The organism is Plantibacter sp. H53, assembly GCF_001650455.1.
GTDB classification, from domain to species: Bacteria; Actinomycetota; Actinomycetes; order Actinomycetales; family Microbacteriaceae; genus Plantibacter; species Plantibacter flavus_A.
Map to the genome: position 1 here is coordinate 32,417 of NZ_LWCT01000009.1, position 22,426 is coordinate 54,842.

18 protein-coding genes are annotated in these 22,426 nt (G+C 70.3%); 4 read left to right on the plus strand and 14 right to left on the minus strand.

What is annotated here, in order from left to right; translation table 11 throughout:
- Window positions 1–49 precede the first annotated feature (49 nt).
- Together A4X17_RS06615 and A4X17_RS06620 are read right to left on the minus strand one after the other, a co-directional pair.
- Window positions 50–424, minus strand: a complete 375-nt coding sequence (locus tag A4X17_RS06615) for a DUF3060 domain-containing protein (RefSeq protein ID WP_064294880.1) — start codon at window positions 422–424, stop codon at window positions 50–52.
- Between the two features lie 182 nt (window positions 425–606).
- Window positions 607–2,322, minus strand: coding sequence for a YncE family protein (locus tag A4X17_RS06620; RefSeq protein WP_064294881.1), 1,716 nt, complete (start codon window positions 2,320–2,322; stop codon window positions 607–609).
- A 328-nt stretch (window positions 2,323–2,650) separates the two neighbouring features.
- On the opposite strand from A4X17_RS06620, the gene A4X17_RS06625 reads away from it, so the two are divergent.
- Window positions 2,651–3,319, plus strand: coding sequence for an NAD(P)-dependent oxidoreductase (locus tag A4X17_RS06625; protein ID WP_064294949.1), 669 nt, complete (start codon window positions 2,651–2,653; stop codon window positions 3,317–3,319).
- Between the two features lie 31 nt (window positions 3,320–3,350).
- Here the strand turns inward: A4X17_RS06625 and A4X17_RS06630 are convergent, their stop codons facing one another.
- From A4X17_RS06630 to ddaH, 3 genes are all read right to left on the minus strand, one after another.
- Window positions 3,351–4,109 (minus strand): polyprenol monophosphomannose synthase, encoded by a 759-nt coding sequence (locus tag A4X17_RS06630; protein ID WP_064294882.1) that lies wholly within the window; start codon window positions 4,107–4,109, stop codon window positions 3,351–3,353.
- Between the two features lie 114 nt (window positions 4,110–4,223).
- Complete coding sequence (locus tag A4X17_RS06635; protein WP_064294883.1) at window positions 4,224–4,457, minus strand: hypothetical protein; 234 nt, start codon at window positions 4,455–4,457, stop codon at window positions 4,224–4,226.
- 131 nt (window positions 4,458–4,588) lie between these two features.
- Window positions 4,589–5,470, minus strand: a complete 882-nt coding sequence (ddaH, locus tag A4X17_RS06640; RefSeq protein WP_064294950.1) for a dimethylargininase — start codon at window positions 5,468–5,470, stop codon at window positions 4,589–4,591.
- Between the two features lie 162 nt (window positions 5,471–5,632).
- Between ddaH and A4X17_RS06645 the strand changes: the two genes are divergently transcribed.
- Both A4X17_RS06645 and A4X17_RS06650 read left to right on the plus strand, forming a co-directional pair.
- Window positions 5,633–6,070 (plus strand): Lrp/AsnC family transcriptional regulator, encoded by a 438-nt coding sequence (locus tag A4X17_RS06645; RefSeq protein ID WP_064294884.1) that lies wholly within the window; start codon window positions 5,633–5,635, stop codon window positions 6,068–6,070.
- An 89-nt stretch (window positions 6,071–6,159) separates the two neighbouring features.
- On the plus strand, window positions 6,160–6,510 hold the full coding sequence (locus A4X17_RS06650) for a GntR family transcriptional regulator (protein ID WP_064294885.1): 351 nt from the start codon (window positions 6,160–6,162) through the stop codon (window positions 6,508–6,510).
- Window positions 6,511–6,579: 69 nt separating this feature from the next.
- Here A4X17_RS06650 and A4X17_RS06655 read toward each other — a convergent pair whose 3' ends face one another.
- Complete coding sequence (locus tag A4X17_RS06655) at window positions 6,580–10,341, minus strand: bifunctional proline dehydrogenase/L-glutamate gamma-semialdehyde dehydrogenase (protein ID WP_064294886.1); 3,762 nt, start codon at window positions 10,339–10,341, stop codon at window positions 6,580–6,582.
- A gap of 180 nt (window positions 10,342–10,521) precedes the next feature.
- Here A4X17_RS06655 and A4X17_RS06660 point away from each other — a divergent pair, with 180 nt between their 5' ends.
- A complete protein-coding gene (locus tag A4X17_RS06660; protein ID WP_064294951.1) occupies window positions 10,522–12,309 on the plus strand; it encodes an NAD(P)/FAD-dependent oxidoreductase in 1,788 nt (595 codons plus the stop codon).
- Between the two features lie 29 nt (window positions 12,310–12,338).
- Here the strand turns inward: A4X17_RS06660 and A4X17_RS06665 are convergent, their stop codons facing one another.
- The 8 genes from A4X17_RS06665 to A4X17_RS06700 all read right to left on the minus strand — a co-directional run bounded on the left by A4X17_RS06665 (window position 12,339) and on the right by A4X17_RS06700 (window position 22,309).
- Complete coding sequence (locus tag A4X17_RS06665; protein ID WP_231884313.1) at window positions 12,339–13,334, minus strand: DNA-3-methyladenine glycosylase; 996 nt, start codon at window positions 13,332–13,334, stop codon at window positions 12,339–12,341.
- Between the two features lie 88 nt (window positions 13,335–13,422).
- Complete coding sequence (locus A4X17_RS06670; protein WP_064294887.1) at window positions 13,423–15,372, minus strand: hypothetical protein; 1,950 nt, start codon at window positions 15,370–15,372, stop codon at window positions 13,423–13,425.
- A 141-nt stretch (window positions 15,373–15,513) separates the two neighbouring features.
- Window positions 15,514–16,065, minus strand: coding sequence for a thioesterase family protein (locus A4X17_RS06675; protein WP_064294888.1), 552 nt, complete (start codon window positions 16,063–16,065; stop codon window positions 15,514–15,516).
- Between the two features lie 124 nt (window positions 16,066–16,189).
- The gene (locus tag A4X17_RS06680; protein ID WP_064294889.1) at window positions 16,190–16,624 is read right to left on the minus strand and encodes a hypothetical protein; all 435 of its coding nucleotides are present in this window, start codon (window positions 16,622–16,624) and stop codon (window positions 16,190–16,192) included.
- Window positions 16,625–16,709: 85 nt separating this feature from the next.
- Complete coding sequence (locus tag A4X17_RS06685) at window positions 16,710–18,536, minus strand: hypothetical protein (RefSeq protein WP_157583362.1); 1,827 nt, start codon at window positions 18,534–18,536, stop codon at window positions 16,710–16,712.
- Window positions 18,537–18,605: 69 nt separating this feature from the next.
- Window positions 18,606–19,730: a bifunctional 2-methylcitrate synthase/citrate synthase gene (locus A4X17_RS06690; protein WP_064294891.1), complete on the minus strand. Its 1,125-nt coding sequence runs from the start codon at window positions 19,728–19,730 to the stop codon at window positions 18,606–18,608.
- Window positions 19,731–19,854: 124 nt separating this feature from the next.
- Complete coding sequence (prpB, locus tag A4X17_RS06695; RefSeq protein WP_064294892.1) at window positions 19,855–20,754, minus strand: methylisocitrate lyase; 900 nt, start codon at window positions 20,752–20,754, stop codon at window positions 19,855–19,857.
- A gap of 31 nt (window positions 20,755–20,785) precedes the next feature.
- Window positions 20,786–22,309: an MmgE/PrpD family protein gene (locus A4X17_RS06700; protein WP_231884314.1), complete on the minus strand. Its 1,524-nt coding sequence runs from the start codon at window positions 22,307–22,309 to the stop codon at window positions 20,786–20,788.
- Window positions 22,310–22,426: the final 117 nt, after the last annotated feature.

Below are 22,426 nucleotides of genomic sequence, written 5' to 3' on the forward strand. Positions count from 1 at the left end.
ACGATTGCGGCCGGGCGGCCGCACGGGGACGGGATGTCGGGGAGGGTGGTCACTGAGCCGGCGCCAGGGTGTTGCCGGGGAAGGCGTCCTCGGCGAGCTCGGCGCCGTCGAGCCAGGTGAGGTCGTTGCCGGATCCGACGACGTCGACACGCTCGACGAAGTCGATGCTGATCGTGTTGTCGTCGCCGTCGACCGTGAGCGAGGTCGCCGAGTCCGCATGCAGCGTGACGGCGTCGGCTCGCACCGTCACGGCACCGCAGTCGCCGATGAGGCGCACGTTCGCGCCGTCCGAGCCGATGGTGACATCACGGCCGGTGCACTGGGTGACGGCAGGTTCGGCCACGCTGGCGATCGGTGCGGACGTACAGGCGACGAGGGTGCCGACGAGCGCAAGGGTCACGGCGGCGAGGACGGCTGGTTTCATGGGGGAGATCTCCGGTCGGTTTCCGAATGTCTGATTCTACACGTGAAATACTAGCCGACGAATGAGTGATATACAAGCGGTCACGAGAGTGCAGGCCGACACGACGACGGAACGCGCGACCCCTCAGGGCCGCGCGTTCCGTCGGATGCGCTGTGTGCGCGTCGATGACTGGGGCTTCGCCCCTACCCCACCCTCCTCCGCGCGCACGCGATCGCGATCGCGGAGGACCCGAGCCCGGCGAGGATCAGGATCGCCGCCAGTGCGAACGGCGCGGAGTCGGCCCCCGTCCGGACCAGCGAACCGTCCTCGGACGAGGGATCGATCGGGCTCGGAGGCGGAACGACGACCGTCGCAGCGGTGATCGTCCAGGTGAAGGTCGTGGAAGCGACCAGTTCGCCTGCGGTCGCCGAGACGGTCACGGCGAAGACCCCGACGGTGGTCGGGATCCCCTGCAGCACGCCCGTCGACGGGTCCAGACCGATGCCGCCGGGCAATCCCACCGCCGAGTAGGTGACGGCCGAGCCGTCCGACGTCGTCGCGTTCGCGGCGACGGAGACCGCATCCCCCGACCGGTCGCTCCGATCAGCCAAGGGATCCAGTGCGATCGTCGGTGCCGGTGGATCCACCGTCAGGGTCGCTGCCGCAGTCGGCGTCGACCCGACCGAGTTCGTGAAGACCGCACGGTATCGCTGGCCCGACTGATCGACGGTCGCCGCCTCGATCGTCAGCGACGGTGCGGTCTCACCGGCGAGATCACTCCAGGTCGCGCCCCCGTCGGTACTGACCTGCCAGACCACGGTGGTCGCCTCGACGCTCGAGGCCTGGGCCTCGAAGGTCGCATCACCGCCGGCAGCCACGCGCTGATCGATCGGATCGGAGACGATGGACGGTGCCGTGGCGATGGGATCGATCACCGTCAGGTTGTTGCTCCGGATGCTCGTCACGAAGGTCCGATGGCGGGTCGGGTCGGTCGCGATCTGGAACGCGCCGATCGCGGGCACGTCCTGGACGCGGGCGCCGGTGGCCGCATCGACCACCACGACCGTTCCGCCGTTCGCCTGCGGGGACGTGAGGAAGGCCGACTCGAGCGCACGGTCGGCGGAGGTGAAGTAGGTGTTCGTGACGTCGATGGACCCGGACACCGCCCCGGTCGAGGTGTCGTGGACGGTCGCGGTCGGGCCGAGCTGCGCCGTGACGAAGGCGCTCGTCTCGTCCGAGGAGAGGAGGAGGCTCTGCGGCACGCGGTTCGTCGACCAGCTCGTCCGCAGCGTCCCGTCCGCGGTGTCGAACACGAGCACCTGGTCGTTGTTCGGCGCGACGGCGTACGCGGTGGTTCCTGCGGCGTCGACGGTGACCTCCTGCATCCCGGTCACAGCCGACCAGGTGGTGACCGGGACCGGAGCCGCCGGATCCGAAGCGTCGAGCACCGAGAGGTAGGCCGAGGCGGAGTTCACCACGTAGATCTGCTTCGTCGAGAGGTTCAGGCTGACGCCCGTCGGCGCGTTTCCGACAGGCACGCTGGCCACGACCGACGCGGACACGGGATCGATGACCGCGAGGGACCCCTGCAGCAGGTTGCCGGTGTATTGCGACACGTAGACGTAGCCGCTCGCCGGGTCGACCGCGATCTGTGATGGCAGGTTCGGGACGGCGACCGTCGTCACCCGCTCCAGCGTGTCGGCGTCGTAGACCCAGACGACGTTCGACGTCCGGCCCGACACGTAGACGAGCCCACGGTTCGGATCGACGGCGACCCCGTACGGTCGAGCGTCGAGTGTCAGGACGCGGCTCGCCTGATACTCCGGCGCGGCCGCCGACGCCGCTTGCGGCAGGCCGACCGACATGGTCATCGCCGCAACCGCGATCACCGCGGCGACGACCTTCTGAATCACGGGCATACGCCACCCCATCGCTCGAGCCACTCCCCCCACCGAGATCGTCGAGGAGTCCGGACCGCACCGACCGATCACCTGAGCGAGGATCAGTTCTGCGGCGACTTCGCGACAGTTGTTGGTGAGGATAGCGGTCACGGGACCGCACCGACAACCGGTCGCGGAAATCGGCCAGCGCCGGTCGCTCGGGCCGGACTCGCGCGCTCACACCATCACACCGCCCTCCCCGGGTTGTCCCCGATGCCCTCCGTCGCTCCGTCGGGGACGATGGATCCGTCCGGACGGTCGCAGCACCTGCGCCGTCGGGCCGGTGTTCGACGATCGGGAGGCGACGGTGGCACACCTCCTCGTGATCGGTGGGAGCGGCCGCACCGGGCGGCTCATCATCGGCGAGGCACTTCGCCGCGGCCACTCGGTCACCGCGCTCGTCCGCGACCCCGCCGCCGTCGTCCCCGGCGACCGCCTGACGGTCGTCCAGGGGTCTCCACTGCGGAGTGAGGACGTCGAGGAGGCCATGCGTGGCGCGCAGGCCGTCATCATCGCCCTCAGCAACATCGGCTCGTCCGACTGGCCGTGGGCGCGCCAGGTCAGCCCTCCCGACCTCATCTCGAACGCCGTGCGAGTCGTCACGGACGCGATGCGCTCGCGTGGGCTGCGTCGAGTCGTCCTCCTCTCCGCGCTCGGCGCCGGCGAGTCGGTCCGGAGCGTCCCCGCCGGCTTGCGGTGGGCGACGCACTTCCTCCGACTCGGCACCGTCTACGCCGATCACGAGCAGGCGGACGCGTTCCTCCGCCGCTCGGAACTCGACTGGACCATCGTGCACCCGACCGTGCTCTCCGCCAGTGACGCCCGTCGCCCGGTCGTGTCCTCACCACCGGGGAGCTGGCCGAGCTCGCTCCGCATCCCTCGCTGCGACGTCGCCGCATACCTCGTGGATGCGGTCGACGACGAGGACCTCATCGGCTCTGCCCCGGTCATCTCGTCAGGGCCGCGCCGCAGCTGACGACGAACCCGCCGACGGGCGCCGTCGCGACTCAGGAGCCGGCGGCCGCCCGTGATGCTGCAGGACGACGCCCGATGATGCGGTCCGTCAGTTCGCAGACGCCCCACCAGGTGACGCGGAGCATGGCTTCGACGACGATGCCGCTCGTCATCTTGGACGCCCCGAGCGTCCGCTCGGTGAAGGTGATCGGCACTTCGACGATCCGGAGACCGGCGCGGTTCGCGTGCCAGAGCATGTCGACCTGGAAGCCGTAGCCGTGGCTGTGGACCTCGTCGAGCTGCAGCCGCCGCAGTGCATCAGCACTGAACACGCGGTAGCCGCCGGTCACGTCCCGCGCGGGCAGCCGGAGCGCGAACCGGGCGTAGGCACTGCCGACCCGCGAGATGGCCTCGCGATGCTTGGGCCAGTTGACGACGGTGCCGCCCGGGACCCAGCGCGACCCGAGGACGACGTCCGCCTCCGCGGTGGCCGCGAGAAGTGCCGGCAACTGCTCGGGGGCATGGGATCCGTCGGCGTCCATCTCGACCACGTTGCCGAATCCGCGGCCGATCGCCCAGGCGAAACCGGCCTTGTAGGCGGCGCCGAGCCCTTCCTTGCCGGTGCGGTGCAGCACGTGCACCGCGTCGTCCTCGGCGGCGAGACGGTCGGCGATCGCTCCGGTGCCGTCGGGTGAGTTGTCGTCGACCACGAGCACCTCGACGGATGGTGCAGCGGTACGGACGCGCGCGACGATCCTCTCCAGGTTCTCGCGTTCGTTGTAGGTGGGGATGATGACCACCGTGGAATCCATGTGCCGTCCTCGTGTCTGCTCAGCCAGCGTAGCGCGCTGAACAGGACCGTATCGGCGGCCTCCGACCGGACGTCCGGACGCTCAGGAAACGGTCGGCGAACGTCCGGCTGGGGATCAGTTGTTGCTGGCGAAATGCGCCGGGATGAAGATCGCGAGCGCGATCATGAGGATGCCACCCATGAACCAGACGGCCTGCAGGACGTCCGTGCGGAACGCCTCGCCGAACGCCCACATGCCGCCGGCGAACAGGGCGAAGGCGATCACGACCCAGAACCCCGTCGCATCACTCAGGGTGCCGGAGCGTCCTGCGTCGGCGCGTTCGTGGTCACGTCGTTCTCCGGCGTCCATGGGTGCCCTTCCTCAGGTTCAAGCGGTCAGTGCAGGTATACGCCGCGCCACCGGCACCCGCAACCCCTCGACATCGACCCCGGCCCCTGAGACCGCACAGCCCCGGTCCGGTCCCTCAGCTTGTCGAAGGGCTAGCCGCGCAGCTCCAGCGTGCAGCACTTCACGCCGCCGCCGCCGAGGAGCAGCTCGGACAGGTCGACGCCGATCGGCGTGTAGCCGCGCTCGCGCAGTTGACGCTCGAACCCGACGGCCCGGGCGGCGATGACGACCTCACGACCGTTCGAGATCGAGTTGAGGCCCAGGACGGCTGCATCCTCGGTGCTCACGTGGATCGCGTCGGGGTAGCGCTGCTCGAGGATGCGGTTGCTCGCCTCGTCGAACGCGGTCGGCAGGTAGGCGATGTTCGCGGGCGAGCCGTCGGCGGGAGCCACCGGGTCGAGCACGGCGATCGCGGTGTCGAGGTGGTAGAAGCTCGGGTTCACGAGGTTGAGGGTCACGACCTCGCGGTCGAAGATGCGCCGCACCTCGTCGTGGCTGCGGGGATCGGTGCGGAAGCCGGTCCCGGCGAGGATGGTGTCGCCGACGAGCATGATGTCGCCCTCGCCCTCGTTCACGAACTCGGGGCGCTCGACGCGGAAGCCGTTCGCCTCGAACCAGTCCATGTAGGCCGGCCCCTCGGGGATTCGCTCCCGGTAGGTGAACTTCGCCCCGTAGGCGGTGCCGTCGAGCGTGAAGCCGCCGTTCGCCGCGAACACCATGTCCGGCAGGCCGTCGAGCGGGTCGATGAGGTCGATCCGGTGGCCGAGATCGAGGTAGGCCTGGTGCAGCTGCTCCCACTGCGACACCGCGAGCGAGGTGTCGGTCGGGTCGTCCGGGTTCATCCAGGGGTTGATCCGGTAGCTGACCGTGAAGCGGTCCGGCCGGCACATGAGGTACCGGCGACGGTTCGCGACGCGGGTGCCGGTCGTGGCGTCCTGCGTGGTGGGGGTGGGGTGGTTGAGCGTCGACGACACGTCGGCCTCCAAACGAGCGAGGGTCGGCGGACGAGGTCCAGGGGCCCGGGGGCACGCCACGTTCATCATTGCATGCGATTCGCAGCGTTTTCACGGAGTTTGGCGCAGGAATACTGCGAAGTGGCAGCTTTTCGCGCAATGATTGCGCTTACACTGAGTCTCATGGACAACCTCGACCGCGGCATCATCGATCTGCTCCGACAGAACTCACGCGCCGGCTACGGCGACATCGGCGCGGTCGTGGGCCTGTCGGCCTCAGCGGTGAAGCGACGCGTCGACCGCCTCGTCGCCGACGGGGTCATCCAGTCGTTCACGATCCAGGTCGACCCCACGGTCGACGGCATGCAGACAGAAGCCTACGTCGAACTCTTCTGCCGCGGCACCGTGTCCCCCAACGAGCTGCTGCGGATCCTGTCGGGCGTCCCGGAGGTCGTCGACGCCGGCACCGTCACCGGGAGCGCCGACGCCATCGTGCACATGCGGGCCCGGAACATCCCAGCCCTCGAGGACGCCTTGGAGAAGGTGCGGATCGCCCCCAACGTCGACCACACCCGCAGTGCGATCGTCCTCACCCGCCTCATCCACCGCCACATCGACTGACCCCTCCCCCGGCCCGCGAACGGTCACCAACGCACAGTGCGGCTCGTCCGAAGTCGCCATTCGTGACCGTTCGCGGGCAGGATGGGCGAATGGAGTGGACGATTCAGGCGGGGACCAGTGTGTTCGAGCAGCTGCGGACGCAGGTGATCGAGGCCGTCCGCGACGGGCGGTTGACGACCGGCGCGAAGCTCCCGACGGTGCGCGGTCTGGCCGACGAGCTGGGGATCGCACCGAACACCGTCGCGAAGGCGTACCGGCTGCTCGAGACCGACGGGGTCATCGAGACCCGGGGGCGCGCTGGGACGTTCGTGTCAGCGCACGGCGACGTGATCGACCGGCAAGCGCAGCTGGCGGCGGCGGCGTACGCGGTCCGCATCCGGGACCTCGGCGTCTCGCCGGAGGACGCCGTGGCGCTCGTGGAGGCCGCGCTCCGCGCCTGACGGCGGCTCGCCCTTCGACAAGCTCAGGGACCGGGGAATGGACTCAGGGACCGGGGAACGGGTTCAGGGTCAGATGACGCTCTGGGACCACGGATCGGGGTTACCGAACCGATGCGCCGTGATCGAGATCGCCTGTTCGCGCAGGAACGGCAGCAGTTCGACCCGCCCGGCTTGCGTGACCGGCCCACCCCAGATCGCGATCTCGGGATCGCCGCCGAGCACCTCAGCGAGTCGCTTCGCGAGCGGCTCAGGCTCGGAGGCCTCCGTTCCGGGTTCCGCCTCCGCAACCGTCTCGGGACGCGGACCGACGATCCGCACCCGGGTCGCGACCGGTGGCCCCTGGCCCAGCTCGCCCGTGTCGATCGACCCGCGGGCCGCCATCCGGGTCAGCCACTGCTCGTCCGTCTCGAGCGAAACGGGGATGCTGAGCTCCGACAGCCAGTCGCGCACCTCGCGCGGCAGCCGCCCACCGAGGCTGACGGTGAACCGCGACCGCGACCGCACCGCGGCGATGAGGACCCGCAGCGCGTCGCCCAGGTCGGCCCCCGACGCGACCCGCACCGCGACCGGAACCGGCCGGTAGCGCAGCAGGTTCCGTTCCACGCCGAGCTGCGAGACGTCCTTCACCTCGCCGAACTCGTTCCCCCACGCGATCGCATCACTGAGCGCCGACCGTCGCAGCACGTCGAAGGCTTCGTAGGTGAGCGACGGCTGGGCGGACTCGATGAGCTTCACGATGCGGGTGTCGAGCCCGCGGAGGTGCAGACTGCGGCTCGCCGATCCCGGATCAGGGCGCCACTCGCCGAGCCCGAACAGGTAGTTGGGGCCGCCGGCCTTCGTGCCGGTCCCGACCGACGAACGCTTCCACCCGCCGAAGGGCTGGCGCTGCACGATCGCACCGGTGATGCCCCGGTTGACGTACAGGTTGCCCGCCTCGACGGTGTCGAGCCATTCCCCGAGATCGACCGGGTCCAGGGTGTGCAGGCCCGCGGTCAGTCCGTAGGGGGTCGCGTTCTGCAGGGCGATCGCCTCGGTGAGGTTCGCGGCCTGCATGACACCGAGGACCGGTCCGAAGTACTCGGTCACGTGGAAGGGCGAGCCGGGCTGGACACCGGTGCGGACCCCAGGCGACCAGAGGCGCTCGCTCGGCCGGCCGAAGTTGACCGAGGAGTCGTCGAGCAGCTTCGGCTCGACGAGCCACTTCTCGCCGAGGCGCAGCTCGGTCAGCCCGGCGAGGAGCTTCTCCCCCGCCGGCTCGACGATCGGCCCCATCTGCGTCCGCGCATCGGACGGCCAGCCGACCCGGAGCGAGCGGACGGCGTCCTCGAGCTGCCGCAGGAAGCGGTCGGATCGTGCCACCGAGCCGACGAGGATCACGAGCGACGCGGCCGAGCACTTCTGCCCGGCGTGCCCGAAGGCGCTCTTCACGATGTCGGCGACGGCGAGGTCGAGGTCGGCACTGGGCGTGACGATGATCGCGTTCTTCCCGCTCGTCTCCGCCAGCAGCGGCAGGTCGGCACGCCACCCACGGAACAGCTGCGCCGTCTCGAAGGAGCCGGTCAGGATCACCCGGTCGACGGCCGGGTGGGAGACGAGCCGACGACCGAGGTCACCCTCCGCCACATCGGCGAGCACGAGGAGGTCGCGCGGCACCCCGGCGTCCCAGAGCGCCTCGACGACCACGGCCGCGCACCGCTTCGCCTGTGGAGCGGGCTTGATGATCACGCCGCTGCCGGCGGCAAGCGCCGCGAGGACGCCTCCGGCCGGAATGGCGACGGGGAAGTTCCAGGGCGGCGTCACGACCGTGAGCGCGGAGGGGACGAAGCTCGCCCCGTGCACGCTCTCGAGCAGGGGCGCGTTGGCCGCGTAGTAGTGCGCGAAGTCGACGGCCTCGCTCACCTCGGGATCGGCCTCGGCGATCGTCTTGCCGGTCTCGCTCGCCATGACCTCGATGAGGTCTGCCCGACGGGAGGCGAGGACCCGAGCTGCAGCGTGCAGGACGGCGGCCCGTTCGGCGGCCGGGCGGGCTCCCCATCGCTCACCGGCGGTGCGGACCATCGTGATCGTGCGTTCGAGGACACGTGGGTCGTCGATGGCTGCGGCCGCGACCGCGGAGCCACCGAGGGTCGACTGCGGGACGCGCGCCAGGATCGACGCTCCCCACGCCCGGTTCGCCGCGAGCGAGGGGTCGGTGTCTGCAGTGTTCTCGAAGCCCGGGGCGCCGTCGACGACACCACCACGCTCCGAGCGGGAGAAGACCGCCGTCTCGACGTACGCGGAGGAGGGGTCGGCGTGGAAGCGGTCCTCGCCGCCGCTCGATCCGCGTTCCAGCCCGAGGACCTGCTGCGTGAGTCCGGCGTCGGGCGCCTGCGCAGGATCGCGGAAGCGGTCGTCCCCGTCGTTGTCGGACAGCGGTGCCTCCGGGGCCTCCGCGGCGCGGTCCTGCGTCCGGTTGGGGGTCGGCACCTGCCCGGCGGTCTCTCCGAGGGCGTCGACCGAGGCGAGGAACCGACGTCGCTCGCGTGCGAACAGGGTCGGCTTCTCGGCGAGCTCGAACACCGCCGACATGAAGTTCTCCTCGCTGGCGTTCTCCTCCAGACGGCGGACCAGGTAGGAGATCGCGACGTCGAACTCCTTCGGGTTCACGACGGGCGTGTACAGCAGCACCGCCCCGACGTCCCGCTTGATGGCCTCGACCTGACCGGTCGCCATCCCCAGCAGCATCTCGAAGTCCACCCGCTCACGTACACCGCGGTCGCCCGCGAGGAGCCACGCGTAGGCGATGTCGAAGAGGTTGTGCCCGGCGACCCCGACCCGCACGACGTCCGTGTGCGCCGGCGTGAGCGCCCAGTCGAGCACGCGCTTGTAGTTGGTGTCGGTCTCGCGCTTCGATCCGGTCGTCGCGAGCGGCCAGCCGTGGATCGCCGCGTCGACCCGCTCCATCGCGAGGTTCGCGCCCTTCACGAGCCGCACCTTGATGGGCGCGCCACCGGCGGCCACGCGCTGCTTCGACCAGGCGGTGAGCTGCATCATCGCCTCGAGGGCGTCGGGCAGATAGGCCTGGATGACGATGCCGGCCTGGTAGTGCAGCAGCTGCGGCTGGTCGAGGAGTCGGGTGAAGACCGCGATGGTGAGGTCGAGGTCGCGGTACTCCTCCATGTCGAGGTTGATGAAGGTGCCGGTCGCGAGCCCCTCCTCGTAGAGCGGCACGAGGCGACGGACGATGCGGTCGACGACCTGCTCGAACGACCACATGGACAGCTGACTGGCGATCGACGAGACCTTGATGGACACGTAGTCGACGTCGGGGCGCTGCAGGAGCTCGCGGGTGCCGGCGAGCCGTCTCGCCGCCTCGCCCTCGCCGAGGACGGCCTCCCCGAGGAGGTTCAGATTGAGCCGTGAACCGTCGGCGCGCAGCTTCGCGATCGCGTTGCCGAGCTCACGAGGACGGCTGTCGACGATGAGGTGGCCGACCATGCCCCGGAGGACGCGTCGCGCGGCGGGTACGACGACCCAGGGCAGGACCGGACCGACCAGACCACCCGTGCGGACGGCGGCCTGCTCGTACCAGGGCAGGAACCGCGGCGTCCGACCCGCGAGGGCGGCGAGGGCGTTGCCGGCGACGAGCGGGTCCTCCGGGCGCATGACGCCGTCGACGAACCCGACGGTGAATTCGAGACCGTTGGGGTCGCGCAGCACGCCGGCGAGCCGCTCGGCGGCGGGATCGGTCGGAGCTTCCGCCCCTTCGTCGACCCACTTCGACGCGAGGGCGATCGCACGATCCGCGAGTCCGACCGCTTCGGTGGGACCCTCGTTCGCAACGTTCGCCATGCTGCTCAGCCTATGCTCCGATCCGGTGATCCCAGCTGAGGCTCGCGAGTACACGCCTGGCGGCTGAGCACCCCGGTCGGTCACCGCCCTTCGACAGGCTCAGGGACCGGTGGGCGACGTCGCGGTGCGCCTCCCCGGTCGCTGAGCCTGTCGAAGCGCGCCTGCGAATAGGGTGTGGTCATGCACTCCGTCGAGCAGTACGACGCCGTCATCGTCGGCGGCGGACACAACGGCCTCACCGCCGCCGCCTACCTCGCACGCGCGGGCAAGCACGTCCTGCTTCTCGAACGCCTCGACCATACGGGTGGAGCAGCCGTCTCGGAACGTCCGTTCCCCGGCGTGGACGCACGCCTGTCCCGGTACTCGTACCTCGTCAGCCTGCTGCCCCAGCGGATCATCGACGACCTCGGGCTCGATGTCCGGCTCGTCCGGCGCCGCTTCTCCTCGTACACGCCCGACCCCGCGAACCCCGGTACGGGTCTCCTGATCGACAACCGTGACGACGACGCCACCGTCGCGTCGTTCGCGTCCATCGGGCATCCGGAGGACGCCGCGGGCATCGCCGAACTGCACCGTCGGATCGGTCACCTGGCCTCGGTGCTCTGGCCGACGGTGCTCGAGCCGCTCCGCAGCCGTTCCGATGCGCGTGACGCGGCGATCGCCGCCGCCGCGGACCTCGGGGTGCCGGCCGCAGAGGTCGCGTCGATCTGGTCGGCGGTGTTCGACGAGCCGATCGGCCGGGCCATCGAGGACGCCGCGCGTTCCGACCTCGTCCGAGGTGTCGTCTTCACCGATGCGCTCATCGGCACCTTCGCCCGCGCCGGCGACCAGACCTTGCAGCAGAACATCTGCTTCCTCTACCACCTGATCGGCGGCGGGACGGGCGACTGGGACGTCCCGGTCGGCGGCATGGGCGCGGTCACGGACGCGCTGCGCCGCGCGGCCGAGGAGGCCGGCGCCGTGATCCGGACGCTCGCCGAGGTGACCTCCATCCAGCCGGAGCACGGGCTCGTCGCCTACGTGGACCTCGCCGCGGAAGCGGAGCTCGAGGCGACCGAACCGATGCCGACGCTCGACCGGTTCCGGCCCCGCCCCGGGGTCGTCGTCCGCGGCGAGTGGATCCTGTCGGGCGCGGCCCCGGCGGTGCTGGAGCGCCTCCTCGACCCGGCGGCGGAGCAGCGGGCGGCCGCGGCCGCATTCGCCGCGTGGTCGGCAGCGCGGGGGACGCCGGTGCAGTGGAGTGGTACCGAAGCGATCCTTCCCACGGTGCCAGCGCCGGAGGACGGTGTCCCGCATCCCGAGGGCGCTCAGGTGAAGGTGAACCTGTTGCTGCGGAGACTCCCGAAGCTCCTCGACCCGGCCGTCGATCCGGCGGCGGCGTTCGGCGGCACCTTCCACATCAACGAGGGCTGGGCGCAGCTGGAGCACGCCTACCTCGAGGCGGAGGCCGGCCGGATCCCCGACCCGCTGCCGTGCGAGATCTACTGCCACACCCTGAGCGACCCGAGCATCCAGTCAACGGAGCTGCAGGCCTCGGGGGCGCAGACGCTCACCGTGTTCGGCCTCCATGTGCCGCACCGGCTCGCGGTCGCGGCGGACGCGGTCCCCGGCGGCCACGACGCCTTCCGTGACGCACTGCAGGCCGCGGTACTGCGATCGTTGGACTCGGTGATCGCGGAACCCATCGAGGACCTGCTGCTGCTCGACGCCGAGGGGCGGCCCTGCATCGAGACGCGGACGACGCTCGACCTCGAGCGCTCCCTGGCGATGCCCGGCGGGAACATCTTCCACGGCCCGCTGTCGTGGCCGTTCCTGGAGGACGACGCCCCTCGGTCGACGGCGGCCGAGCGGTGGGGCGTCGCGACGGCGCACCCGCGCGTCCTGCTCTGCGGCGCTGGGGCCCGACGCGGTGGCGCGGTCAGCGGGCTCGGCGGGCACAACGCGGCGATGGCCGTCCTGGACGCCTGACCCGCACGCCGTGGAGCGCGCTCCCGCGCTCAGTGGTGGCGGTGGTCCTGGATGGTGATCTTCGGGCCGCGACGCGGCTTGTGGATGCCGCTCCGGCCGATGAGCCGCAGCACCCGCTGCCGGTGACCAGCCCAGGGTGCGAGCAGCTCGAGCATGCCGTCGTCGTCCACGGGTGAGCCGGTGAGCGCCTGACCCACCGAGGCTGCGAGGTGGTAGTCGCCGACACTCACGGCGTCGGGGTCGCCGTGCGCTCGGAGCGTCACCTCAGCGGCCGTCCATGCGCCGATGCCCGGCAGGCTCTGGAGGCGCCGTGACGCGTCATCGGGGCGCTCGTCGATCGTCCGCTCGATCGCGGAGGCGAGTCGCGACGACCGCACGACCGTCTCCGACCGTTGCGGCCCGACACCCGCCGTGTGCCACTCCCAGCTCGGAACCATCCGCCAGGTCTCGGCGGACGGCGCGACGACCATGCCCTCGGGTGCCGGCCCTGGCGCCGGGTCACCGTGTCGCCGCACGAGCAGGCGCCACGCACGCCACGCTTCGAGTGCGGTCACCTTCTGCTCGAGGATCGACGGCACGAGCATCTCGAACACGAGCCGGTTGCGGCTCAACCGCAACCCCGGGTTCCGTCGGGACACCTCGGTGAGGAGCGGGCTCCGGCTCACGTCGAGCTCCGACCAGTCGTCGTCGCGCCCCAGCAGCTCAGGCACGCCGGCGATCATCCACTCGGCTCCCGGGCCCCAGGCGGTCGCCTCGACCCTGCCGTCGCGGACCGTCGAGACGTACAGCGTCGCGCCACCGTGCGGTGTCCGCGCCGTCAGCCAGACCCCGCCAGGCGTACGGCGGTAGCAGGGTCCGTCGCCTCCCCGGGCGATCAGCCGCAGGGTGCCATGGACGTCGAGTGGACCGCTCGGGCGGTACACCGTCCGCATCGGCTCCGCCTCGCGCGACACCGATCCGGTCGGCTGCAGCGCGGCCTCGACGGAGGACAGTGATGGAGCGGCGAACGATGCAGAGGCGGACATGGTGGTCACCCTACGTGGTGACCACCGACATCCGGCGACGCCGACGGCGGCTGAGGATCGCGAGGACGCCCCGACCGCCGCCGATCCGCTATCGCACCAAGCGGAAGTCATACCCGGCCTGATCGATGAACGTTCCGTTCACGCGTTGCTCGACGCGTCCGCCCTGGTAGCGGCCCGGGAGGTAGTCCCGACTCCATTCGACGGTCCACGAGCCCGAGGAGTCGGCCTTCGTCGTCCCGAGTCGGGTGCCCCAGGCTCCGATGATCTCGATGTCGGCCAGCGGTGTCGCCGTGCCGGTGAACACGGGCCGCGTACCGGTGAGGGTGTCGCCGATCCTCGGCGACGTCACCCTGAGGACGGATGCGACGGTGAAGTCGTAGACGGAGCGGTGCGTCTCGACGCCGCCGATGATCTGTCGGACGGTGCCACCCGCGTACCGGGCGGGGAGCAGCGACTTGTTCCAGCTGATCGTCCAGCGTCCACTCGCAGCGACGGCCTCGGTGGTGCCGACGAGATCGCCCCATGCGCTCCAGATCTCGAGCCTCGCACCGGGCTGTGCCGTGCCGCTGAACACGGGCACCGACGAGGAGATGACGCCACCGCTCGCGGGCGACTCCACGACAAGCGGTGCGACGACCGCGCGGGCGGCCACGGTGAAGTCGTACGGCGCGCGAGACTGCTCCACCCCGTCGATCTCCTGGCGCACGGAGCCGCCGCTGTACCGACCGGGGGTCAGGCTCTTGTTGATCGGCGCCGCCCAGCGATGGTCGTCTCCGACCTCGGCTGCAGCGATCTCCGTACCCCAGGCACCGATCACCCGGATGGTCGCGCCCGGCTCTCCACGACCGCTGAACACCGGGTCTGCGGTCTCGATGGTCTCCCCAATGGCGGGCGAGAGCAGGGTGACGTCCTCGACCGGGCCCGGCTCGGGCGTGGGCTCCCGATAGGTGAACCGGAGCGGTGCCGTGGTGCGCTGTTCCCCGAAGACCTGCGTCGCGGTCGCGGTGTACGCGCGCGGCTCGAGCGTCCGGAGTGACTGCTGACTCCAGGCGCCGCTTCCGTCCACCTCGACGTCGACCAGCGTCACACCCGTCGTGTCATCGAGGACGGTCACCCGCGCGCCCGGTTCTCCGAGACCGGAGAACACCGGACGCGGATCGTCCACCGTGGCGTCGAGTGCGGGCGTTCGGACCGTCACCGCTGTGACGACGCGGTAGGTCAGCGACCAGTTCGCGGTCGAGTCGTCAGAGCGTTGACGAACGGTGCCGGACTGCGCTCCGGGCGCGAGATCGCGGGTCGGAACGGCAGACCAGGTGCCCTCTGCGGTGACGGTCGCCGTGGCGAGTGGTCCGCCGGACGAGTCGAGGACCTCGACGACCGCATCGGGCGTGCCTCGCCCGCTGAACACGGGACGTGGCTCCCGGACGACGGACCCGGGCGTCGGCGCTTCGAGGGTGACCGGGATGGCGACGGGGACGGGATCGAGTCCCTCCGGGGTGACCCGGTCGGCGTCCACGACCGAGCCGAACCCGCCCACGGCCAGCCTGCCGTCGAACTGACGGAGGAAGCCACCTGCTCCGCCGTTCGAGACGAGGCCGTATCCGCTGACACGGTCGTTCGCGAAGACCTCCCAGCCCCATTGCTGCGCGGTCGAGCCGGTGCAGACCGCCGGGTACACGTACTTGTAGGCCTGCGACGGATCAGGCTGGAGGCACCTCGTGACGCCTCCGACCGTGGTCGTGACCGGACCGGACGCGTCCACCGACGGGAACGTCCAGCGGCCGGATGCGGCGAGCGCCTGGTCGAGCGTGGCGTGCAGCGTCACCCTGGCCGGGTTCAGGACGTCCGTCGAGCCACCGACCGCAAAGAAGGCGTCCGAGCCGGAGGGGAACGCCTGGCCGACGAACCTGCCCTCGACCGAGGACACCGCCGGGGTCGTGTCAGGCGCCGGCTCGGTGGCCCGGGCGGCCGGACCGGTGAGCAGACTCACCGTCATGCCGAGCAGACTGACGATGGCAATGGGGATGGGGAGTTTCATGGGCGACCTTTCGCAAGGGTGCGCCCGAGACGACCCGAGGGAGGGCCGTCCGGACGCACCGGCGGAGCGTTCGCGAACGAACGCGGTCAGCCTACAAGTATTCCAGTTGCTTAATCCAGTATGTCGACCAACTCCTCCGGTTCACCAGTCGCTCGGTGCCGACGCCTTCGTGGGCGGCAGGGCTACATCCCTCGCCCACTGCGCCTGCCATGCAGGGAGGTCGGTTGGAGCCGGGCCGGTGAGCTCGATGAGTTCCGAGAGCGCCACCACGCCGCCCGAGCGCTTGAGGAACCGACCTCGGACGACGGCTTGCGTGTAGATCTCCCCGCCCACGACCACCCGGTGTTCGATGAACACGCCCTTGTCGTCGTAGCCCGTCACGCGGGTCTCGACGGTGAAGCGCTGCCAGGGCTGCAGCGATTTCCGGAACGTGATGCTCTCACTCGACACCACCGGGTACCAGCCCAGGTGCCTGAAGCGATCCCAGAGTCCGTTCCGGATCAGGAGGTCGAACCGGCCGAGGTCGAAGATCGACAGGTAGACACCGTTGTTCATGTGGCCGAGGACGTCGAGGTCGGTCGGCAGCACGCTCAACCGGATCCGTCCGACGTCCCAGGTGTCGAGGCGCTCGCCGCGGCGGGCTCGACGGCGGGACTGCAGGAACATGGCGATGGTGCGGAAGATGAGGTGCACGGATGCGACCGTATCCCGCCGGCGCGGCGTCGTGCACCACGGTTGTCCCGACTCGACAACACCGGGGTCCTGGGACGCCTGGCGACGTGTGGCGTCCGACACACCTGGGCCGGATCGCCGACGGTCAGTCAGCGGCGACGGTGTTGCCCTCCCCACTGTCGGTGACCATCGGCGCCGACGAGGTCGCGACCTTGTTGCCGTTGGCTCCCTCGACGAACGTGACGTTGTCGACGGTCGAGACGTTCACGAGGGTGATGGAGCTGTTGAACGAGAGGTTCACGACGGCTCCCGTCACGGTCACGATGCTGTTGGAGGCCTCCACGACGACGTTCTCGCAGTCGCCGTCGATGGTCACGTTCGAGCTGTCGTCGACGATGGTCGCCGTGCCGTCGACGCACTCATCGGTGACGTCGGGGATCGTGTACTCGGAACCGGTGGTGGACTCGGCGGCGACCGTCGGTGACGCGCTCGTCGTCGACGTCGCATCCGCGTCGGTGCATCCGGTGAGGGCGATGACGGCGAGGCCCGCGGCGGCGAGGAGGGTGGGTTGCTTGGGCATGGGTGCTCCTTCGGAGGCTCGGTAGGGGGAGGCAGGAGCCGCCGGCCCGGTGCAGTGACACCGGGCCGGCGGCCCGATGGTCAGCTCACTGGGTGAGGGTGAAGTCGTACCCGGACGAGGCGATGACCTTGCCGCCGACGGTCTCGGTCACGGTGCCGCCGAAGTACCGCGCCGGGAGATAGTCACGCGGCCAGGTGATGGTCCACTCCCCGGTCCGTGGGTCGGCGATCGCGGAGCCGAGGTCGGTGCCCCACGCGCCCGTGATCTGCACCCGCGCCCCCGGGTTCGCCGTACCGGTGAACACCGGCCTGGTGCCGGTGAGGGTGTCGCCGACTCTCGGCGAGGTGACGACGAGTCGAGGCTGGACGATCGTGAAGTCGTAGACGAAGGTGTGCGTCGGTACCCCGTCCACGAACTGCTTCACGGTGCCTCCGGCATACCGGCTCGGCAAAAGGCTCTTGTTCCATGTGATCGACCAAGCACCGCTCGCGTCGACCCGCTCCACTGAGCCGAGGACGTCGCCCCACGCGCCACGGATCTCGATGCGCGACCCCGGCTCGCCGGTCCCACTGAACACGGGGGTCGTCTCACTGATCGTCTCGCCGCGCCTCGGCGACTCGACCACCAAGGGGGCGATCGGCTCGTCCGGCGCCCGGACGATGTTCGCCGTGAAGTCGGCGATCGTGATGCGGGAGGAACCGTAGGTGACCTTGCCGCCCGTGGCCTCGCCGACGGGAGCGTCGTCGTTCGCCCGCAGCGTGAACCTCAGCGTGGTCGCGCCGACCGGCAAGACACCCCCGATGCCCAACGCGTCGAGTGTGAAGGCCGGGTGGTCGACCGCAGTGATCCGCGTGTTCGCCGGGTGGTAGACGTCGATGCGCTGACCACCGGCATCGGCGTTGAACGTCGCCTCCACCTCCACGGACTGACCGGGGGCGAGCGTCGGCGTGGGGATCGAGGCGCCGGGCGCGAGCGGCGACGGGACCGTGAAGTCGAAACGCACCTGGACATCCGAACCGGTCCCGCTCTGGGTCGCGGTGCCCGTGTAGCGGCCGGGCTCGAGCTGGATCGACGGAACCGACCAGGACGTCGAGTCCAGGGGGACACTGGTGCTCGCGAGCAGGGCCTGCGCGTCGGTGCGGATCGAGATGGACGATCCGGGCTGCCCGATACCGCTGAACGTGGGGGACGGCGTGTCCACCGTGGCGCCGATCGCCGGCGTACGCAGTTCGAACGGCTCGATCGGGGCTAGCTGCGACTCCACGACGACGTCGGTGAGCGCGTCCATCGTGAGCTCGACGAAGGTGTCGGTGTCGGTCCCACCCAGGGAGTACCGACTCGACACCGGGTACAGCGCGTAGCCGGCGACCCACGTGTTCGAGACGTAGCGCCACTCGAAGTCCTGCGACGGGGAACCGGTGCACGTCCGGGCTGCGACGAACGCCCGGGAGCCGTCGCCGGCGGGCGTCAGGCAGAGCGTCGAGGAGGCTCCCACGCCGGTGATCGGCCCGGCCGCACCGACGGAAGGGAGGGAATACGTTCCCGCGAGCGACGCTGCTCCGCCCACCGAGGACGAGTACAGCCGCTGGACGTTCCGACCCGACTCCGGCGCGGAGAGCCCGACGTACGCCGAGGATCCACTGGACCGGTTCTGCAGGACGAGCTTGCCGATCACCCTCGAGGTGCCTGCCGAAGGGGCCACGGCGTCCGGCGCACCGGGGACGTCCCCGGTGCCGAACGCGTCACGGGGTCCGTCGTCGTGCTCCTGAGGGTCGGCGATGGAACCGACGGGCGGAGCGGCGGACGCCGGGACCGGGGCTCCCACCGCGGTGAGCAGGATGGTCGCAGCGGCCAGGGCCGAGAGCGTGGATCGCAGGAGCAAGGAGCGCGGAGGACGAATCAGAGCAGTCACGAGGACCGAGGCTACTCATCTGGAATATCGCCGTGGGGGCTGCCGCCGAATCTGTGGAGAACTCGTCCCTCAGTCGGTCGGCACGTGCCGCTCGTCGGGCCCGACGTACTCGGACAGCGGACGGATGAGCGCGTTCGACGCGAGCTGCTCGGCGATGTGCGCCGTCCACCCGACGATCCGAGCGGCGACGAACAGCGGCGTGAACGTGGCCGTGTCGAACCCGATCAGGTTGTACGCCGGGCCCGAGGGGTAGTCGAGGTTCGGCTTGATGTTCTTCCGCGCGACCATGTCCGCTTCGAGCGTCGTGTACAGCTCGAGGATCTCGGGCTTGCCGTAGTGCTCGGCGAGCCGCTCGAGCGCCTTGAGCATCGTCGGCACGCGCGAGTCGCCGTTCTTGTAGACCCGGTGTCCGAAGCCCATGATCTTGCGCTTCTCGGCGAGCGCCGCGTCGAGCCAGGCGCCGGCCTGGTCAGCGGTCCCGATCTCGTCGAAGACGTGCATGACGGCCTCGTTCGCCCCACCGTGCAGGGCGCCCTTGAGCGCGCCGATCGCTCCGGTGACCGCCGAGTACAGGTCGCTGAGGGTCGAGGTGATGACCCGGGCGGTGAACGTCGACGCGTTGAAGGAGTGCTCCGCGTAGAGGATCATCGACACGTCGAACGCGTCGACGACGACCGGATCGGCCTCTTCGCCGAAGGTCATGAAGAGGAAGTTGGCGCTGTAGCCGAGGTCGTCGCGCGGCGGGACGAGCTCGAGGCCATGGCGGCGGCGCTGGTCGTACGCGACGATCGCGGGCAGCTTCGCGTACAGGCTCGCGGCCTTCACCGCGTTGGCCTCAGGGGTGTTCGTCTCGGCGGTCGGATCGTTCGCACCGATCACGCTGACCGCCGTCCGGAGGGCGTCCATCGGGTGGCTCGTCGTCGGGAGGAGGTCGATGGCCGCCTTGACGTTGTCGTCGAGTGCGCGCTGGCCCCGCTCCGACGCCGTGAACTCCGCGAGTTCGGCGTCCGTGGGCAGTTCACCGTTCCAGAGCAGGTACGCGACCTGCTCGAAGCTGCAGTGCTCGGCGAGCTCCTGGACCGGATACCCGCGGTAGAGCAGCGAGTTCGTCTCCGGGTTCACCTTCGAGACGCTCGTCACGTCGACGACGACGCCGGCGAGACCCTTCTTGATGTCGCTGGTCGCTTCGGTCATGCGTTGCTCCTTTGCGTACTGCCTGCGCGCGTCCTGCGCGCGTCGGTCGAGCTTGGCACCCGGCTCGCCCCTCGACAAGCTCGGGGAGCGGAGACCCAGGTGGTGTTCACCGGTGAGGGGACGCCTACCGGTCGATGGTGAAGTTGAAGACCGAGGTGTCGAAGCGGTTGTAGCCCTCGTAGTCGATCAGTTCGTAGAGGTCGGCACGGTGCTGCATCTCACCGAGCTTGCTCGTGAGCGAGCCCTCGTCGTTCAGCGTGTCGAGCGCGCGACCCGCGGCGCCCATCGCGATGCGGAGGAGCGACACCGGCCAGATGACGAGGTTCACGCCCACATCGGCGAGCTGCTGACTCGTGAACAGCTCGCTCTTGCCGAACTCCGTCATGTTGGCGAGGATCGGCACGTCGACCGCGTCGCGGACGGCGGCGAACTCCTCGAGCGACCGCATCGCCTCGGGGAAGATCGCGTCGGCTCCGGCGTCGACGAGCTGCTTGGCCCGGTCGATCGCGGCGTCGAGCCCGTCGACGGCGGCGATGTCGGTGCGCGCCATGATGAGCAGGTTCGCATCGCGCCGGGCGTCGACGGCGGCACGGATCCGGCCGAGCGCGGTGGAGGTGTCGACGACCTGCTTGCCGTCGAGGTGGCCGCAGCGCTTCGGGTTGACCTGGTCTTCGATGTGGAGCCCGGCGAGCCCGGCGTCCTCGATCTCCTGGACGGTGCGCGCGACGTTCATCGGCTCCCCGAAGCCGGTGTCGGCGTCGACGATCGCGGGCAGCTCGGTCATCCGGGCGATCTGCTTGGCGCGACCGGCGACCTCGGTGAGGGTCGTCAGTCCGATGTCGGGCAGCCCGAGGTCGGCGGAGAGCACCGCGCCGGAGATGTAGACGCCGTCGAAGCCCTTCTGCTCGATGAGCCTCGCCGAGAGCGGGTTGAACGCGCCCGGGAAGCGCAGCAGCTCACCGGTGGCGAGTCGCTCCCGGAACAGCCGGCGCTTCTCTGCCGGCGTGGTCTCGCTGTACAGCATCAGCACGGTCCCTTCTGGAGGTCGGCCGGCATCAGAACAGGCCGGCCGGGTGGGGTGCCGAGGCGAGGACCCCGGAGGCGGCCTGGATGCTCAGCTGCTTGACCTCGTCGGCGTCGAGCTCCGGGAGGCGTTCGGCGAGCGCGAGGAAACGCTCGATCTCCTCCGCATCGAGGACGTCGGCGGCGAGCGTGCGGAACTTGTGGATGTAGTCGGCGCGCGCGAACGGCCGGGCTCCGAGCGGGTGGGCGTCGGCGACGGCGATCTCGTCGACGATGGTCGACCCGTCCGTGAGCGTGATCTCGATGCGCCCGCCGAACGCCTGTTCGGCCGGGTCGAGCGAGTGGTAGCGGCGCGTCCACTCAGCGTCCTCCGCCGTCGAGATCCGGTGCCACAGCTCGACGGTGTCGGCGCGGGTGGCGCGTTCGGGTCGGTAGGAGTCGACGTGGTGCCACGCGCCGTCCTGCAGCGCCACCGCGACGATGTAGGGGATGGAGTGGTCGAGCGTCTCGCGCGACGCCGTCGGGTCGTACTTCTGCGGGTCGTTCGCGCCGGAGCCGATGACGTAGTGGGTGTGGTGCGAGGTGTGGAGGACGATGAGGTCCACGGCTCCGGGCACGAGGACTTCAGGGTGCTCGTGGTGCAGCTTGCGGGCGAGGTCGATCCACGCCTGCGCCTGGTACTCCGCCGAGTGCTCCTTCGTGAAGGAGTCGAGGATCGCGAGCTTCGGCTCACCGGCGCCGGGCAACGGGACGTCGTAGGAGGCGTCGGGGCCGTCGAGCAGCCAGGCGACCACGCCGTCCTCGCCCTCGTAGATCGGTGACGGGCTGGTCTCGCCGCGCATCGCCCGGTCGACGGCCTCGACCGCCATCTTGCCGGCGAATGCGGGAGCGTGCGCCTTCCAGGTGGAGATCTCGCCCTTGCGCGACTGGCGGGTGGCCGTCGTGGTGTGGAGTGCCTGGCCGATCGCCTGGTGGATGGTGGCCTGGTCGAGGCCGAGCATCGTGCCGATGCCGGCGGCGGCGCTCGGGCCGAGGTGTGCGACGTGGTCGATCTTGTGTCGGTGCAGGCTGATCGCCTTCGCGAGGTCGATCTGGATCTCGTAGCCGGTCGCGATCCCTCGGACGAGGTCGGCGCCCGTGCAACCGACGTGCTGGGCCACCGCGACGATGGGCGGGATGTTGTCGCCCGGGTGCGAGTACTCGGCGGCGAGGAAGGTGTCGTGGAAGTCGAGCTCGCGCACGGCGACGCCGTTGGCCCAGGCGGCCCATTCCGGGGAGACGCGGCGGGCGAGGTCGGGCCCGAACACCGTGGCACCGTCGCCGCCGGTGCTGACGGGGTGGCTGAGCGCCTGGGCGCGAGCCGAGGAGACGGGCCGGCGCGTGAGCGAGGCGGCTGCGACGGCGGCGTTGTCGATCACCCGGTTGATGATCATGTCGACGACCTCGGGCGTCACCTCCACCGGATCGGTCGCGACGCGGGCGAGCTGCCAGGCGAGCTGTCCTTCGCGGGCGAGGTTCTCGTCGCTGCGATGGACGCGCAGGTGGTGCTGGATCACGGGTGTTCCTTTCGGGTGCGGCCCGTCCGAGTGTGCTGCGGGGCGTCGCATCCTCCAGCCTACGCCCGCGGGTCCGTCGCGCCGCAGCAGGAGAACCGCCTGGGAACAGGACATTTC